The 16,732-nt window shown below is 26.7% G+C and carries 17 protein-coding genes; 5 read left to right on the forward strand and 12 right to left on the reverse strand.

Going from position 1 to position 16,732, the window contains the following annotated elements; genetic code table 11:
* Positions 1 to 176: 176 nt before the first annotated feature.
* A complete protein-coding gene (locus ACFOWD_RS11675; protein WP_377410750.1) occupies positions 177 to 827 on the forward strand; it encodes a peptidoglycan-binding domain-containing protein in 651 nt (216 codons plus the stop codon).
* Between the two features lie 106 nt (positions 828 to 933).
* Positions 934 to 1,539 (forward strand): hypothetical protein, encoded by a 606-nt coding sequence (locus ACFOWD_RS11680; RefSeq protein ID WP_377410752.1) that lies wholly within the window; start codon positions 934 to 936, stop codon positions 1,537 to 1,539.
* A gap of 1 nt (position 1,540) precedes the next feature.
* Here ACFOWD_RS11680 and ACFOWD_RS11685 read toward each other — a convergent pair whose 3' ends face one another.
* The 12 genes from ACFOWD_RS11685 to ACFOWD_RS11740 all read right to left on the reverse strand — a co-directional run bounded on the left by ACFOWD_RS11685 (position 1,541) and on the right by ACFOWD_RS11740 (position 13,010).
* Positions 1,541 to 2,578, reverse strand: a complete 1,038-nt coding sequence (locus ACFOWD_RS11685) for an AMP-binding protein (protein WP_377410754.1) — start codon at positions 2,576 to 2,578, stop codon at positions 1,541 to 1,543.
* On the reverse strand, positions 2,565 to 3,527 hold the full coding sequence (locus ACFOWD_RS11690; RefSeq protein WP_377410756.1) for a CPBP family intramembrane glutamic endopeptidase: 963 nt from the start codon (positions 3,525 to 3,527) through the stop codon (positions 2,565 to 2,567). Before ACFOWD_RS11690 ends, ACFOWD_RS11685 begins: the two co-directional genes overlap by 14 nt.
* Before the next feature lie 2 nt (positions 3,528 to 3,529).
* A complete protein-coding gene (locus ACFOWD_RS11695; RefSeq protein WP_377410758.1) occupies positions 3,530 to 4,567 on the reverse strand; it encodes an o-succinylbenzoate synthase in 1,038 nt (345 codons plus the stop codon).
* The gene (locus ACFOWD_RS11700; protein WP_377410760.1) at positions 4,564 to 5,088 is read right to left on the reverse strand and encodes an SRPBCC family protein; all 525 of its coding nucleotides are present in this window, start codon (positions 5,086 to 5,088) and stop codon (positions 4,564 to 4,566) included. The genes ACFOWD_RS11695 and ACFOWD_RS11700 overlap by 4 nt, the downstream gene beginning before the upstream one ends.
* Positions 5,089 to 5,092: 4 nt before the next feature.
* The gene (locus ACFOWD_RS11705; protein WP_377410762.1) at positions 5,093 to 5,923 is read right to left on the reverse strand and encodes a DUF4349 domain-containing protein; all 831 of its coding nucleotides are present in this window, start codon (positions 5,921 to 5,923) and stop codon (positions 5,093 to 5,095) included.
* 10 nt (positions 5,924 to 5,933) lie between these two features.
* On the reverse strand, positions 5,934 to 6,866 hold the full coding sequence (menA, locus tag ACFOWD_RS11710; protein WP_377410764.1) for a 1,4-dihydroxy-2-naphthoate octaprenyltransferase: 933 nt from the start codon (positions 6,864 to 6,866) through the stop codon (positions 5,934 to 5,936).
* Positions 6,857 to 8,344: a PH domain-containing protein gene (locus tag ACFOWD_RS11715; protein WP_377410766.1), complete on the reverse strand. Its 1,488-nt coding sequence runs from the start codon at positions 8,342 to 8,344 to the stop codon at positions 6,857 to 6,859. The genes menA and ACFOWD_RS11715 overlap by 10 nt, the downstream gene beginning before the upstream one ends.
* Positions 8,337 to 8,846, reverse strand: a complete 510-nt coding sequence (locus tag ACFOWD_RS11720; RefSeq protein WP_377410768.1) for a PH domain-containing protein — start codon at positions 8,844 to 8,846, stop codon at positions 8,337 to 8,339. Before ACFOWD_RS11720 ends, ACFOWD_RS11715 begins: the two co-directional genes overlap by 8 nt.
* A gap of 5 nt (positions 8,847 to 8,851) precedes the next feature.
* On the reverse strand, positions 8,852 to 9,631 hold the full coding sequence (locus ACFOWD_RS11725) for a (Fe-S)-binding protein (RefSeq protein WP_377410770.1): 780 nt from the start codon (positions 9,629 to 9,631) through the stop codon (positions 8,852 to 8,854).
* Between the two features lie 11 nt (positions 9,632 to 9,642).
* Positions 9,643 to 10,959: a 4Fe-4S dicluster domain-containing protein gene (locus tag ACFOWD_RS11730; protein ID WP_377410772.1), complete on the reverse strand. Its 1,317-nt coding sequence runs from the start codon at positions 10,957 to 10,959 to the stop codon at positions 9,643 to 9,645.
* A gap of 22 nt (positions 10,960 to 10,981) precedes the next feature.
* Positions 10,982 to 11,941: an MlaD family protein gene (locus ACFOWD_RS11735; protein ID WP_377410774.1), complete on the reverse strand. Its 960-nt coding sequence runs from the start codon at positions 11,939 to 11,941 to the stop codon at positions 10,982 to 10,984.
* Between the two features lie 136 nt (positions 11,942 to 12,077).
* Positions 12,078 to 13,010: an N-acetylmuramoyl-L-alanine amidase family protein gene (locus tag ACFOWD_RS11740; RefSeq protein ID WP_377410776.1), complete on the reverse strand. Its 933-nt coding sequence runs from the start codon at positions 13,008 to 13,010 to the stop codon at positions 12,078 to 12,080.
* A gap of 164 nt (positions 13,011 to 13,174) precedes the next feature.
* On the opposite strand from ACFOWD_RS11740, the gene ACFOWD_RS11745 reads away from it, so the two are divergent.
* The 3 genes from ACFOWD_RS11745 to ACFOWD_RS11755 are packed head-to-tail and all read left to right on the forward strand — an operon-like array spanning position 13,175 to position 16,711.
* Positions 13,175 to 15,868 carry a putative LPS assembly protein LptD gene (locus ACFOWD_RS11745; protein WP_377410778.1) on the forward strand — a complete coding sequence of 898 codons (2,694 nt, stop codon included), beginning with the start codon at positions 13,175 to 13,177 and terminating at the stop codon, positions 15,866 to 15,868.
* A gap of 1 nt (position 15,869) precedes the next feature.
* The gene (locus ACFOWD_RS11750; protein WP_377410780.1) at positions 15,870 to 16,334 is read left to right on the forward strand and encodes a hypothetical protein; all 465 of its coding nucleotides are present in this window, start codon (positions 15,870 to 15,872) and stop codon (positions 16,332 to 16,334) included.
* Complete coding sequence (locus tag ACFOWD_RS11755; protein ID WP_377410782.1) at positions 16,331 to 16,711, forward strand: RidA family protein; 381 nt, start codon at positions 16,331 to 16,333, stop codon at positions 16,709 to 16,711. The genes ACFOWD_RS11750 and ACFOWD_RS11755 overlap by 4 nt, the downstream gene beginning before the upstream one ends.
* The last annotated feature ends 21 nt before the right edge of the window (positions 16,712 to 16,732 follow it).

Genomic DNA, 16,732 nt, shown 5'->3' on the forward strand with positions numbered 1-16,732 from the left:
AATAAAATTTTAAGCATTCGATTTTTATAGCCTAAGTGTAGATGAATTACAAAAATCTTCAGATAAATTATTACGATATAAATAGTAAAAACCTGAATTATTTTAACTTATAAATAAAGATTTAAAAAACATTACTATAATTTGTTACTTTTGTTTACATACCAAAAAAGTTCTACATGAAACAAATTATCATTTTTTTACTAATTATTATTTTGGCATTAATTGGTTATGGAAAATACAGTCAATACAAAAGATATAATACACCAGAAGTAAATTATAAAACTGATAAGAAAATTGATGTAAACTATCATAATCAAGAATTCTTATATAATTATTACAAAGCTTTAGAAGAGTTAGATAGTTATGTTATGTTACAATGGACTGCTAATGGTATAGATGTTAGAACTCCTGAAGACGATGACAACCAAACTAAAATTGCTGTAGAAACTTATGCAAAAAAACTTGCTAAGGTAAATTATTACGAAGCTATTTTAGAAAACTCTTTTAACTTAAAACAAAACGGACTTTCAAATATAGAAGTTAAAACTATTGAAGAAGAAGGCATAGATTTAGAGACTTTTAAAGAGCAAGAAGAATTTGCTAAAATAAAAAACCTATACAACCCAAATGTTAATCTTTATAATGGAGAAAAAAATGCCATTATTTATGAGGTTCAAAAAAGATTAGTTTCATTAGGAGATAGCATAAAAATTGATGGTGTTTACAGAATTGAGACTTTAAACGCTATTAAAAATTTTGAAACTAAAAATAATCTTTTAGCAGATGGTTATTTAGATGTTTTAACTATAGATCTTTTGTTTAAATAGGATTTAAATTATTAAATAAGTTATAATTCAATATAAAATTTAGGTTTAAAAAAGGTAAAATTGAAAAAAGAAAAAAACTTATATTTAAAAACTTAAAATTAACCAAATGATTTTTTACGGAACTAAAGGTTCTTTAATTGACGTAAAAAGAACTACTGCAATTGAATGTGATACTTGTAAACAAATAACACCACACACAGTATCTGTGTATGGTAAATACGGTTATTTATATTGGATTCCTGTTTTTCCAATGAGTAAAAAAGTATTTTCTGAATGTAATAATTGTAAAGCTACTAATGAGTTTAGTGGTATGAATGAAAAACTAAGAAGAGCTTCTATAGATATTAAAAAAGAAACTAAAACGCCTATTTGGTACTGGTCTGGTTTAGGTATAATAGCGATTTTAATAGCTATTGGTTATTATTATAGTGCTCAACATGATAAAGATGTTGTAAAGTATATAAAAGAACCTTTGGCTGGTGATGTTATAAGATTTAAAAATAAAAATACCAACTACTACTCTACTTTAAAGATATCTTCTGTAACAAAAGATTCTATTTTTGTTATTCAAAATAATTATGAAACAGATAAAAAAAGTGGTATATCTGATATAGATAAATCTAAAAATTATACAACAGAACCATTTGGTTTAGGAAGAAATGAAATTCAAGAAATGTTTGATAAAAATATTTTTTATGATATAAATAGATAGGTTACTTTTCTAGAAGTAATTTTGTTTGTTTTCTATTTACTTTTCCTGTTTCAGTTTCAATAAATTTATCTAGAAAATAAATGGTTTTTGGTACTTCGTACTTTGTAAGGTTACTTTTAGTAAAGTTTATTTTTGTTTCTTTACCTTCAATAATTAACACTAATTTTTCTCCTAAATACTCATCAGGAAATCCAGTCACAAAAAATCGATTAGTAAGTACATTCGATAATTTATTTTCTATAACTTCTGGTTGTAATTTTATACCTCCAGAATTAATTACATTATCAAAACGTCCAAGCCAATTGAATTGTTTATCAGAAATAAGTTGAACAACATCATTCGTAAAAATAATATCATCTGTTATTTTTGGAGCTTTTATCAATAAACAATCTCTTTGATCTTTATAAATTTCTACACCTGGCAATAATTGATAATAATTGGGTGTATATATTTTATGATTTAATTTTTTTACAGCAATATGTGTAATAGTCTCTGTCATACCATAAGTAGCAAAAACTTTAGTTTTTAATGTCTGTAATTTTTCTTCTAATGATTTTGAGACTACCCCTCCACCTACAATAAGTTGTTTAATAGTATTTAAATTATAAAAGGAATTTTCTACTTGCATAGGTGTCATAGCAGAAAAATCATATTGATTAGTAGCATTATTTAAAGGATGTAAACTTGGAAAAATAACATCTAAATGCCAACCTAAAATTAAAGCTCTAACCACCATCAATTTTCCTGCAATATATTTGGTTGGCAAACATAACAAAGCATTTGTATTTTTAGAAAGACCAAAAAAACTACCAGTTGCTTTTGCAGAATTAATTATGTATTCTTTTTTAAGAAAAATTGTTTTTGGCTTTCCAGTAGAACCAGAAGTATTCACTTTTATAAAATCTTCATCAGAAAACCATTCTTTTAAAAAAAATGAGATTTCTTTAAAATTGATTTCTGAATATTTAATTAACTCATTTACAGAGCTAAATGAAATATCATTTAACCTAAAACTTCTATGAATATTATTCCATTCCAATTTCTTCTAAAACTCTATAGTTCTCTTTAAGGTTTACTGGTTTTGTAATCTTACCTGTTAACTTTTCTTTCCAATTATTCCATTTATATTTTTTTGCAAAAATGAAAGTTAAAATTGGAAAAACAACAAAAACTGGTATATAAACATCTGCACCTAAAGAAGGTTCAGATAAATCAATTAAGAAAGAATCTGTTTGAAAAACTGTCCAATTTGCAGTTACTAATAAGGCTGTAATTAAGTTATTTGCAGCATGAAATCCTAAAGCTAATTCTAATCCTTCATCCATTAAAGTAATAATTCCTAAAAAGAATCCTGTACCTACATAATACCATAGAATACCATAACCTAATTTAGAAACTTCTGGATTTGCAATGTGTAACATCCCAAACACAACAGAAGTAAAAATAAGTGGAAACCATCTATTTTTTGTTACAATTCCTAATCCTTGCATTAAATATCCTCTAAAAAAATATTCTTCAAAACTAGTTTGTAACGGAATTAATAAAATGCCAATTAAAGCTAACATTAAAAACTTCTCTAGTTCAAAGTTTAATTGATAATTTTCTGGTGATACTTTATAATCTATAAATATAAAAATAGCTGTTACACTACCCCATAAAGCAAAAGCAAATATGATTCTTTTCCAATCTATCTTTTTTCTTGATGTTGTAAAAGATGTTAGAGTTTGTTTATGAACATATTTTACCCAAAAAAACAAAGCAAACAAACCAATAGCAAAAGGAAATAAATTTTCAGCTAAAAATTGATTAGCTCCTTTTTCTAAGATTTGCTCTTTCATAAGCGTCTCTATATTAAAATTAGGATCTAATTTTTCTAATAACATTAAACCTAAAAAATTAAGGGCCATAAACCCAAAAAATAAACCAGCAAAAACAACATATTTCCACATGCCTAATTTTCCTGTAAACCCTTGTTGTATGTAATTCATTTTTAAATATTAAAATTCCAGTTTTGTTGATTATTGTAGTGCAATGCTCCTTTTTTAACCTCTAAAGGACTATCTATATTGTTCGTAAATAAACTACCTGTTCCTAAACCTTGTGGTAAATTTGATTGCAATGTATATGTAAATTGCGCAATTGCATTTAAACCAATATTACTTTCTAAGGCAGATGTTATCCACCATCCAATATTATTTTCTTCAGCTAAATTAATCCATTCTTTACTTCCTGCAAAACCACCAACTAAACTAGGTTTTAAGATAATGTATTGTGGATTTATTTGAGTGATAATCCTATTTTTATCTTCATAAGAAAATACCCCAATTAATTCTTCATCTAAAGCAATTGGTAAAGGTGTTTTAGCACATAAATTAGCCATTTCTTCAATTTGACCTTGTTTTATAGGTTGCTCTATAGAATGTAGGTCTAATTCAGATAATCTATGTAATTTCTCTAAAGCATTATTTGGATTAAAAGCACCATTTGCGTCAACTCTTAACTCTATTTCTTTTGATGAAAACTCTTTTCTTATAGATGTAAGTAACTCTATCTCTGAATCAAAATCTATTGCCCCAATTTTCATTTTTATACAAGAAAACCCAGCTGCTAATTTTTCTATGATTTGCTTTTTCATAAAATCTTTTTCTCCCATCCAAATAAGTCCATTTATGGATATTGAATCTTTACTTTCTGTAAATTTTGATGAAAATAAAGTATAAGGATTAGAGGATTCTAATGATAAAAAAGCTTGTTCTAATCCAAATTGAATAGATGGATAGTTTACAAAATGAGAAAGTAATTGGGTTAATCCTAAATTGATGTTTTTACAAGCCCATTTTAGTTTGTCTTCATAATCATCAACATCATCAATACTTAAACCTCTAAATAATCCTGTTTCTCCAATTCCGATTTTATCATCTTCTTTTAAAATGATAAACCATGTTTCTTTGGTTCTTAAAATGCCACGTGAAGTGCCACTAGGATTTTTAAAGTTAAGCGTATATTTTTTATAGGAAGCCTTTATCACTTTACAGAACCATTTTCTAAAAACTCTTTAAAGTTTGTTAAATACTGTTGATCTTGGTTTCTAAAAGTACCTTTGAAATAAGGAAATAAGCAAGAAAGAATATAAGAATCACTTGAACAAGTTGCGTTTAAAACAATGTTTGTTACACCATTTTCTTCAGAAAAAATATAATCGTTTGTTTTTAACATATTCTCTGCATCGTAAAACAAAGTAACTTTTTCATTAGGTATATAAGCCAAAACTTTTTCTGTCATGTTTATAGTTTCACCTTGATTATCAATTGCAATTTTAAAAACACTACCAGTAATTGCGTAATTAGATGAAATGGTATCTATAGATTTAATTTCTGGAATCCATTTTTTAGTGTTTTCCATATCATTAAATTCTTTAAAAACACTCTCTAAAGGCTTATTTATTTTAATAGAAGCAGTATAACTGGTTTCTTTAATAAAAGAACCTGTTGCAAAAAAAATGACTACAAGTACTGATATAATACCTAAAATTATTTTTATTCTTTTCATGAATTTATGTATTCTTTTTTAATCTTTTTCTGATAAATATTAATAAAACAATAAAGATAATTACAAAAGGCCAAACATTAATTAAACCTATAAAAAATGATTTTAAATTTTCGAATCCATTAGCAAAACCATCCTTTATTTTACTACCAAAACCAACTGTATTTGAATCACTTTTGTAAAAGTTGATGTTTAAAGTTGAAAACGCAACCTGATTTTGTAAATACTTTAATCTACCTTCTGCAGATTCTATATCTTCTCTTAGTTTACCCAACTCTCTTTCTACATCTAAAATATCTTTAACAGATTTTGCTTTTTTTAGAATATCTAAATACTTTTTTTCTAACTCTTTTTTATTTTTTAATCTTGTTTCAAGATCTAAAAATTGCTCAGTTACATCATAAATTCTAATATCTTTATTATCAAAATTTGTTACATTTTTAGAAATACCAGATAAAATACTATCAAAATGTTGAGCAGGTATTCTAACATTTAGATTAATAGATTTTGTATTTCCGTAAAAATTTTGACTATCAGAAGAAATATAGCCTCCATATTTATTTATTAAAGCAGTAATATTTGCTTTCGTTTTTTCTAGATCATCAGTTTCAAAAGAAATATTTCCATTTTTTATTAATTTCTTTTCCGTTTTAAAAGATGCTGATTTTGATTTTATTGCAGAACCTGTTACAACAACTTCATCTACATTTTCTGAGCTAGAAACTAGTCCATTTATTACAGTATTAGAATCATCAAAAGCCTTTAAACCTATATTTTTAGAATCATTACAAGCATAGATAAATAAAGAAATAATAAATATTTTAAGTACTGTTTTCATATTGATTGATTTATAAAATTTGGCCTACCGAAAATAAAATAGCAAACAAAAAAGTACTTAAAGCTACTTTTTTAAGTTCTTTATCTAAATCAGCAGGAACTCTATTTTTAGCCACTGTTATTACATTTATGATCAAAGGAATAAATGCGACAATAAATATAAATTGAATTGGCGATTTATAATTGATAAAACTGTAAACTAAAGAAACAATAAGTGCGCCAAAGATTAAAAAGTAGTGATAATTTTTTGCTTTTGAAGCTCCTAGTTTTACAACTAAGGTATTTTTTTTATTCTTTTTATCTTCATCTCTATCTCTTAAATTGTTTAAATTTAAAACAGCTGTACTTAAAAAACCAATAGCTATTGCAGGTAAAAATATTGGTAAATTAATCTCTTTTGTAAATAAAAAATAACTACCAACTACACTTAGCAATCCAAAAAAAAGAAAAACAAAAACATCACCAAAACCAGAATATCCATAGGCAGAGTTACCTACTGTGTATTTTATTGCTGCAGCTATAGAAGCTATACCTAAGAGAAAAAACACTAAGGAATACCCAAAATTTTCACGACCAAAAGCAACGTAAATTAAAAGTATAGCAATAATTAATGTAATGATTGTTGTTATAATTATTGCATTTTTCATTTGCTTTGGAGTAATTGCACCAGAAGAAACCATTCTAGCCTCTCCAGTTCTATTTTTATCAGAACCTTTTATTCCATCTCCATAATCATTAGCAAAATTAGATAAAACTTGAAAACCTATAGTAGTTAATATGGCTAGCCAAAAAGTTGGAGCCATCCATACCACAACTTTTATACTATTAGTAGTTAGCATTGAATTTAAATACTCTACACCCAAATAACTTCCAACAATAATACCAGAAATAGACAAAGGCAATGTTCGTAAACGTGCTGCTTTAATAAAACTTTTTACATCCATGATTTACGACTAGTTTCTACTTTATATAAAATATGATTGTACATTTCTATAGCTTTACTATAAGATAGACAAGGAACCGTAATTTTACCAGAAGCTGTTTGTAAAACAAGATCTGTAACATTACTTCTTTGCTGAAAAATAGTTTGCTTTAATTTAATATTTTGCACTTTAAATAGCTCTAAATAAGTATGATGTGTTTCTATCATTCCATTTCCAACTACTATCATTTCATCACTTAACTTGTAAAATCTTTTCTTAATCTTTTTTTGAATCAAAAAACCATAAATAGGTAAAATTAATACTAAGGAATATAAAAAAAATGGTTCTGTAAAAATATATATAGATACATAGATAATTACTAAAAAAAGCAAATTAAATAAGTAAACTCGTTTTTTATAATAAGCATCTGGATACATTTTAACTTGTGCTTCTATATCTTTAAAATCATATAGATTTGTTTTCACATCATCAACTTGATTTGTTTTACAACCAACAATCTTAATAACCTTTTCGTTTTTTTGATTTATTTTTCCGCTTACAGCTTGTTTAAAAGTAATATAAGAAATACCTATTAGTCTTTTTAAAAGATTTGTGGAAACAGTAATGTTCTGTATTTTTTGTTTTTTTAAGATTATAGATTTTTTAGTAAACAAGCCTTGATTTATTTCAAAAGCATCCTTTTTTAGATAAGCAGATAAATTAAAGTGAACCAAAAATATTCTAACAAATGAAGTTATAAATGCGGTTATTGTTAAGAACACTAACAATGAAAATACTAAAATAAAACTTGTAGAAACAGCATTTGTGCTATCTTTTATAAAACCATCTAAGGTTTCAGTTTCACCAAAACTATCTGCAATTTGCTGTATTTGCTGAAAAAAACCTAAAAGAATTGCAAAAAATAAAAAGAGATTTCTAAGGTGATTTTCTGTTAAACTTACTTTAAATAGTTCAAGTATAGAAATTTTAAGAAATGGTTTTTCTGTACTTTGTTTTACTACTGATTCATTTATTTCTTTACTATCTAAAATTACTGATTTTAAATTGTTTGCATCTTCAAAATTAAGAGCTTTTATGGCTATTTCAGTGTCTGTTGAGCCTGCAGTTTCTATACTTACTTCGTAAACGTTAATTATTTGCTGGACTAAATTTTGCTTAAAATTTATATTTTGAATTCTATGAAATGGTATAGATGTGTTTGTTTTAGAAATAATACCTTGCTGTAATATAAAGTGATTATTATCTATCTTAAAAAGAAAGTTTTTGTAAATTAAAAAAGCTCTAATAAAGAAAAATAGCAACACAACTAAAATCCCTAAATAGATATAATTTTCTCCAATTTTAGAAAATTTTGAAAAATCTTTTATGGCAAAAAAAAGTAAAATCCAAAAAAGCTTTAATGTAGTATATATCTGTTTAAAGTAAAGAACTATAATTCCTTTTGGTGATTGTTTAGAAAATTCAGAAAAATTAGTCATTTACTTTAGTACTAATAAATTCTTTTATTTGTAAAGCTTTTTCTTTTGACAATCCTTTGATTACTAGATCGTCACTTGAATCACCAGCTGTAAAAACACTAATACTAGCTAACTTGAATAACCTAGAAAATACACTTTCATCAATTTCTACATGTTGAATTCTTGAAAAAGGTACAGTAGTCATCTTTCTTATAAACAATCCAGATTTATAAGTAATATCTTTCTCTCTAACAGCATATCTTCTTAATGGAAAACTGAAATTGATGTATAAAAAGATAAAAACAAAAAAAGTAAAAAAAGAACTGTAAATAATGATTCTGTATTTTAAAACAGACTCATTAAAAGCAAATAAATCTAATAGAATAAGTGTAACTAATAAAGGAACAAAAAATAAAAAAAAATTAATAAGAAGTACTTTAAAATACTTCTTATTAATTTTTATAAAGTTAATTTTTGAAATATTTGGATAATCTAAAACCTCATCATTTTTAAATCTATCCATTTCTATTATAAGTTGTTTGCTTCAGCAATTAGTTCTGCTATGTCTTTAACCAATACTTGATCTTCTTTTTCATTAAATTTAATACCATCTGTCATCATTGTATTACAATAAGGACAACCTGTTGCTATTATATTTGGATTAGTTTCTAAAGCATCTTTGGTTCTTAAAATGTTTATATCCATATCACCTTTTTCTGGCTCTTTAAACATTTGGGCACCTCCTGCTCCACAACATAATGCTGAAGATTTATTACGTTTCATTTCTTTTAAATCTACACCAAGTCTTCTTATTAAATCTCTTGGAGATTCATAAACTTCGTTTGCTCTACCTAAATAACAAGGGTCATGAAACGTAATTCTTTTTCCTTTTAAAGTAGTGTCGTTTATTTCTAAACGTCCTTCATTAATTAGATTTTGAATAAATTGAGTATGATGAAAAACTTCATAATTACCTCCTAAATTGGGGTATTCATTTTTTAACGTATTAAATGAATGAGGATCACAAGTCACTATTTTTTTTACTTCATAACCATTTAAAACCTCTATATTCATCATGGCTTGCATTTGAAATAAAAATTCATTTCCTGCTCTTTTTGCTGCATCTCCTGTAGAAGATTCCTCTGTACCTAAAACAGCAAATTCTACATTTGCTTTATTTAAGATTTTTACAAAAGCTTTTGTTATTTTTTTAGCTCTATCATCATAACTTCCTGCAGAACCCACCCAAAATAAAACTTCTGGTTGTTTACCTTCCGCAAAATAATCTGCCATTGTTTTTACTGTCATACCTCTATTTTTTAATCTTCTTTAGCCCAATTTAAACGATCTTGTTGGCTATATTGCCACATTGCACCATTATTTTCTACATTGGTCATCATCATATTTAATTCTTGTGGTGCAGCACTTTCTTCCATTACTAAATATCTACGCATATCCATTATAATAGATAAAGGATCTATATTAACAGGGCATTCTTCTACACAAGCATTACAACTTGTACAAGCCCAAAGTTCTTCTGGAGTTATATAATCATTTAATAATTGCTTTCCATCATCTTTAAATTCACCTTTATTAGCGTCGATATTTCTACCTACCTCTTCTAAACGATCTCTAGTATCCATCATTATTTTACGAGGAGACAATTTTTTACCTGTTAAGTTTGCAGGACAAGATGATGTACATCTACCACATTCTGTACATGTGTAAGCATTTAATAATTGTACCCAGTTTAAATCTGTTACATCACTTGCTCCAAATTTTTCTGGTGTAGTTTCTTCTGCACCTTCTTCTGGCATAGCATAAGGATCTGCATCTGGATCCATCATTAATTTAACTTCATTAGTTACTGATGCTAAATTATTGAATTGACCTTTTGGTTTTAAGTTTGCAAAATAAGTGTTAGGAAAAGCTAATAAAATATGTAGATGCTTAGAATAGTATAGATAATTTAAGAATACTAAAATTCCTAAAATATGAATCCACCAAGCAGTTCTTTCTATAGTATGAATAGTTTCAGCTGAGAACCCATCAAATAAAGGTACTAAATATTGACTTATTACATTACCTACTCCTGCTTCTTGAAAAGAAGTATCTGTTGCATTCATGGTTAAAAATAATGTCATTAAAACAACTTCAAAATATAAAATGTAGTTACCATCATTTTTTGGCCAACCTTTCATTTCTGCACTTAAAAATCTTTTTATATTAGATACATTTCTTCTTAACCAAAAAACAATTACAGCTAATAAAACTAAAACTGCTAAAATTTCGAAAGTACCTATTAAGAAACCATAAAAAGCTTCACCTAGAATAGGTTGAAAAAGTCTATGTGTGCCTAATAATCCATCTAAAACGATTTCGAGAACCTCTATATTAATGATTATAAAACCAACGTAAACAATAATATGTAAAAAACCAGATAATGGCCTTTTTACCATTTTAGATTGTCCTAAAGCAATCTTAGCCATGTTTTTGAAACGTTCTGATTTATTGTCGTTTCTATCTACATCTTTACCTAACTTAATATTTCTAGAAAGCTTTTTAATATTGTTCACAAAAAATCCAATTCCAGCAAAAAGTGCTATAGCAAAAATGATATTTGGTAAATATTCCATACTAGTTTATAAATTCTATTTTTTATTTATTGTTGTTTTTTTCTTCTTCAGGTGTATAAGGCTTTGGTTTTTTTCCAAATAAAGAAAAATGAACAAAACGTTTTGGGTTTAGTTTCATATCTTTTAACAACTCTTCTAATTCCTTAGACATATTCGTTAAATTCGTATAAAGTTGTTCGTCCTTTAAAAGTTTACCTGCTGTACCTTCTCCTTTATTTAAACCGTTTAAAATTGTATTTACTGAGTTTAAAGTGATTTCTGTTTTTCGAACAACTTCACCAAAATTAGCATTAGCTAATGTATCTGAAACTCTAATTAAATTCTGAGTAATGATCTTAGAGTTGTCTAATGTTTCTTTTAATCCTACACTATTAGAATCTAAAATACCATTAAGAGAGCTAAGTGTTTTTCTAACATCAGCAATTGTGTATTCTAAATTTTTAATGGATTTTTTTATACTTAAGGCAGTATCCTCATTTAAAATATGATTTATATTTTGAAATAGAGTATCTGCGCTAACTAAAACATGTTCTAATTTAGTTTGTATTGGGTCTAAACGTTCACCAATAGATGAAAGTAAACCAGGTTCTATTTCACCCTTTAAAAAATCTCCAGATTCTGCAATTTCTCCATTATAATCAGGTATTATTGCTAAACTTGAACCTGCAAGTGGATTTGGAGAATAGATTTTTACCACACTATTTTTTGAAAACTCAAAATCTTTGTCTACAAAAAAATCTACGATTAAAGTCCCTCTTTTTTCAGGGTTTTTATTAAAGTCTATATTACTTACTTGACCAACCTTTAAACCATTAATAGTTACAAAACTAGCTTCAGTTAATCCTCCAACATTTTTATATTCAACTTTAAATTTTCTATTATTGGGTTGAAGAATATCTTGACCTTTAAGAAAATTAAAACCCCAAATAAATAGGATAATAATTATAACAGAAATTAACCCCGTTTTTAACTCTTTAGACATAAATAGAAATTTATAACAATATTACTAATAATTTTTGGGAGTATATAATCAGTTTTGTAATTTCTTAGCCTCATTTATACTTACCTTTTCTCCATTATAAAAAGCTACTAAAAAAGCAGATTTATAACCTTTAGACTTAGCTATAGTTAATTTTTTTTAAAGATTCTTTATATGAGTTAGTTATACCAAAATAGTACTTATAATAATTACCCACTTTTACCCTTTGTATATTTTTTAAACCTTTAAAATTATATGATTTTGTTGCTATTTTATTTTTGCCAGAAGCTATTTGCACTTTATATTCTAAAGAATTTTTTGGTGTCTCTATCTTAACTTCGCTTATTGTATTTAATTTTAAATGATTAATATAATCTACAATAGCATCTGCAATAGCTTTACCCATTTGTTGCTGACCTCTTTTAGAACTTAAGTATTTTCCTTCTTTTTTATTAGTTAAAAAACCTAGTTCAACTAAAACGCTTGGCATAATAGTTTCTCTTAAAACTTGAAAATTATCTTGTTTTACTTTTCTATTATTTCTCTTAAGTTTAAAAGCAAAATTGTTTTGTATAATACTCGCAATTTCTAAGCTCTTATCTAAATTTTCTTCTTGCAGTAATGATAATCCAATAACAGATTCTGCAGAATTTGGGTCAAAACCCTCATATCTTTTTTCGTAATTATCTTCTAAAAGAATAACAGCATTCTCTCTTTTGGCGATTTCTAAGTTCTTTTTATTTCCTCTTAAACCTAAAACAAAGGTACCTGCTCCATAAGCATTTGAAGTATGAGAATCACAATGTATAGAAACAAACAAAGTTGCTTTTGCTTTATTAGCAATTTCACCTCTTCTCCATAAATCTATAAAAACATCTTTTTTTCTAGTAAAAAGCACCTTAATATCTTTATTTTTTTTAAGCTGTTCACCAACTTCTAAAGCTACTTTTAGAGCAATATTTTTTTCTTTGTAGCCATTTCCTAAATTTCCAGGATCTTTACCTCCATGACCAGCATCTAAAACAATTGTATAATTATCTTGACCAAAAAATGAAATCGAAAAGAAGCACATAAACACAACAATTGCTAGTTTATACACGTTTTTTAATTGAAAATAAAATTTATATTTTTTTAAAAAATTCATCAATAAAAATTAACTAATTTTGGCAACTTTAATTTGGTGCTTCAATTATTGAGCCATACTTTTACTTTTACACAAAAATAGTATTTATAGCATTGCAATCAAATCTATCCTACATACTTTTATTTTGCTGTTTCTTTTTCATAGAAATTGGATTTTCTCAAGATATAAAATCAAAAGAGAAAACCATAGTGCCTCTACCTAAGAAAGATACTATTTTAAAAAAGAAATTAGATACTTTACCAAACATTAAAAGAGATAGTTTATTAGCAAAAAAAATTGATACTACTACTAAAGATTCTTTAAAACCTAAAGAAATATTAGATGACATTATTGTGCATGTTGCTAAAGACTATACAATTCAAAATGCAAAAGAAAAAACAGTTACACTTTATAACGAAGCAAATATTACCTATACAGATATAGATTTAAAAGCAGGAATTATAATTATTGATTATAAAAAAAATACACTTTTTGCAAAAGGTATAATTGATAGTACTGGATATACACAAAGACCTGTTTTTAAACAAGGCTCTCAAGAATCTGAACAAGATTCTTTGATTTATAATTTTAAATCTAAAAGAGCTTTAATTTATGGTTTAAAAACTCAACAAGGTGAAATGTATACCTATGGTAATAAAACCAAACGTGTTAACGATTCTACAATTTATATCAGAAAAATTAGGTTTACAACTTCTGATAAAGAAAATCCTGATTATTATATTACCACTAATAAAGCAAAATTAGTACCAGGTAAAAAGATTATTGTTGGTACTAGTAATTTAGTATTAGCAGATGTACCTACTCCTTTATTTTTACCTTTTGCTTATTTCCCTATGAGTGATAGAGCTGTTTCTGGGTTTTTAATGCCCACTTTTGATACTGGGAGCAGTAATAGAGGTATAGGACTACAAAATGGTGGATATTATTTTGCCATTAACGATTATGTTGATTTAGCTTTAACAGGTGACGCTTATTCAAATGGAAGTTGGGGTTTAAGAATAAACTCAAATTACAACAAAAGATATCGTTTTAATGGTAATTTTAGCTTAAACTTTGAGAGTATAATAAATGGGATTAGAGGTTTTGATGATTTCTCTAAAGCAAGTAATTTTAACTTAAGATGGTCTCATAATCAGGATCAAAAAGCAAGTCCAAATTCTAGATTTACAGCATCTGTAAACTTGGGAAGTAGCCAGTTTTTTAGACAATCTTTAAATCAATTTAATGTTTCCCAATCACAAAACAACACATTTAATTCTTCTATAAATTATAGTAAAACTTTTGTTGGCACGCCTTTTAATATGGCTGTTACTGCTACTCATCAACAAAATACAAATACAGAAAGTATTACAATGACTTTACCCTCTTTAACCTTAAACATGAATAGGATTTATCCTTTTGCTGGAAAAGGTGGGGTTAAGAAAAATCCAATTCAAAAATTAGGATTTAACTACAACATGCAAGGTCAGTATTTAATAAACACAACAGATGATGAGTTTTTTACGAGTAAAATGTTTGAAACTGCAAGATCTGGTGTACAGCATAGAACTAGTACAAATACCAATATAAAAGCTTTTAAATATTTTACGTTATCACCAACTGCAAACTATGAAGAAGTTTGGCAGTTTGATTATATTCAAAAAGAATATGATGCAACACAAAATGTAGTAGTAACAGATACTTTAAGAGGATTTAAAAGTTATAGAGAATACAATGTTGGTGTTAGTTTATCAACTAATATTTATGGTACTTTTAATTTTAAGAAAGGTAGATTAAAAGCCTTAAGACATACATTTAGGCCCTCTATTTCATATTCTTATAGACCAGATTTTCAAGCCAATCATATAAGACAAGTTCAGCAAAGTGCTAATCCTTTAGATTTACAAGAGTATACAATATTTGATCAAGGTATTTATGGAGCTCCTTCATCTGGTGTTAGTAATTCAATAGGTATTGCTTTAAATAACGTTCTTGAAGCTAAAGTCGCCCCAAAAGATCCAGATTCTGATGAAGAAGATGAAAAGATAATGATACTTAACAACCTTAATTTTAATACATCATACAATATAGCTGCAGATAGTTTACGTTGGTCTAATGTAAGTTTTAATGCTGGTACACGTTTATTTAAAGATAAACTTGCGCTTAATATAAATGGTACTTTAGATCCTTATCAAGTTGTTGAAGTAAATGGAAATGCTGTAAGAATTAATAAATTTAATCCTGGTATTTTTAGACTTACAAACGCAAATATTACTGCAAATTACTCTATTTCCAGTTCAGATTTTAATAAAAAAGATGATGGTAAAAAGGATGAGAATAAGAACGGAAATGGAGCAAATAATCCACCAGATACTATGGGTGCTGAAATTGACCCAACTACTAGAAATGGACGTAGACAAAATGCAAATATTGGAGGTGGAACAGTTGAAACCGATTTATATAGAGCAAAAATACCATGGTCTGTAAATTTAGTTTACGCAGCAAATTATACAAATAATGGTTTGCAACCTGGCTCTGTAGGAGTTCATACTTTAGGATTTAGTGGAAATATTGAATTAAGTCCTAAATGGAAAATTGGTTACTCTTCTGGTTATGATATCAAAAATGGGGCTTTTTCTTTCTCAAGATTTAATTTTACAAGAGATTTAGATAGCTGGCAGTTTAACTTTAACTGGGTTCCTTTTGGTGCAAACTCTTCATATACATTTTTTATTGGTGTAAAATCTTCTACACTCGCAGATTTAAAATGGGATAAAAACAAACCACCAGACAGAAGGTTATTTTAAAATGGAAAGCATAATAATTTATGTAGTTACATTCTTAGGGTTCTATTATATTTTTAAAGCAATAAAAGAACTTGACAAAATCTATAGCATTAAAAAAGATGGTATTAAAGCTAATGCGACTGTAAATCAAATTTTAGAAACAAAACATACAGATAGTGATGGAGATATTTCTTATTCCTATAATTACATTGTTAAGTTTAAGAATAAAAGAGGAAAAGAAATTGAAAAAGAGGTAGATTATCCTATAACTAAAAAACATAAACAAAATCCTCCTTTTACTGTTGGCATAATCTACAAAGAAAACGAAAGAGAAAATTATAACATTTTATTAGAAAATAACAAAGGAAGAAATTACAGTTTTTATATCTATCTATTTTTAGGATTTGGTATGTTAACTTATGTTATATTTAATAATAATGGTGAATTTAATAAAGTTATAGAATATTTAGAAAATACATTAAAATGAAAAAAATAATTACAACATCAAAAGCGCCAGCACCTATTGGTCCTTATAACCAAGCTATTTTAAGTGGTAATACTTTATATACATCAGGTCAAATTGCATTACATCCAAAAACTGGAGAATTAGTTTTAGACTCTATTGAAAAAGAAACAAAACAAGTTATGGAAAACATGAAAGCCGTTTTAGAAGCAGCTGAAATGACTTTTGAAAATGTGATTAAAACCTCTATTTTTATTTCTGATATGAATAATTTTGGAGAAATAAATAAGGTTTATGGTAGCTATTTTAATGAAGAAACAGCACCTGCAAGAGAAACTGTAGAAGTTGCAAATCTACCCAAATTTGTGAATGTCGAAATTAGCATGATAGCTGTAAAATAGACACTTAATAAAATAAAAAAA

Source organism: Polaribacter marinivivus, from assembly GCF_042651285.1.
Lineage (GTDB): Bacteria > Bacteroidota > Bacteroidia > Flavobacteriales > Flavobacteriaceae > Polaribacter > Polaribacter marinivivus.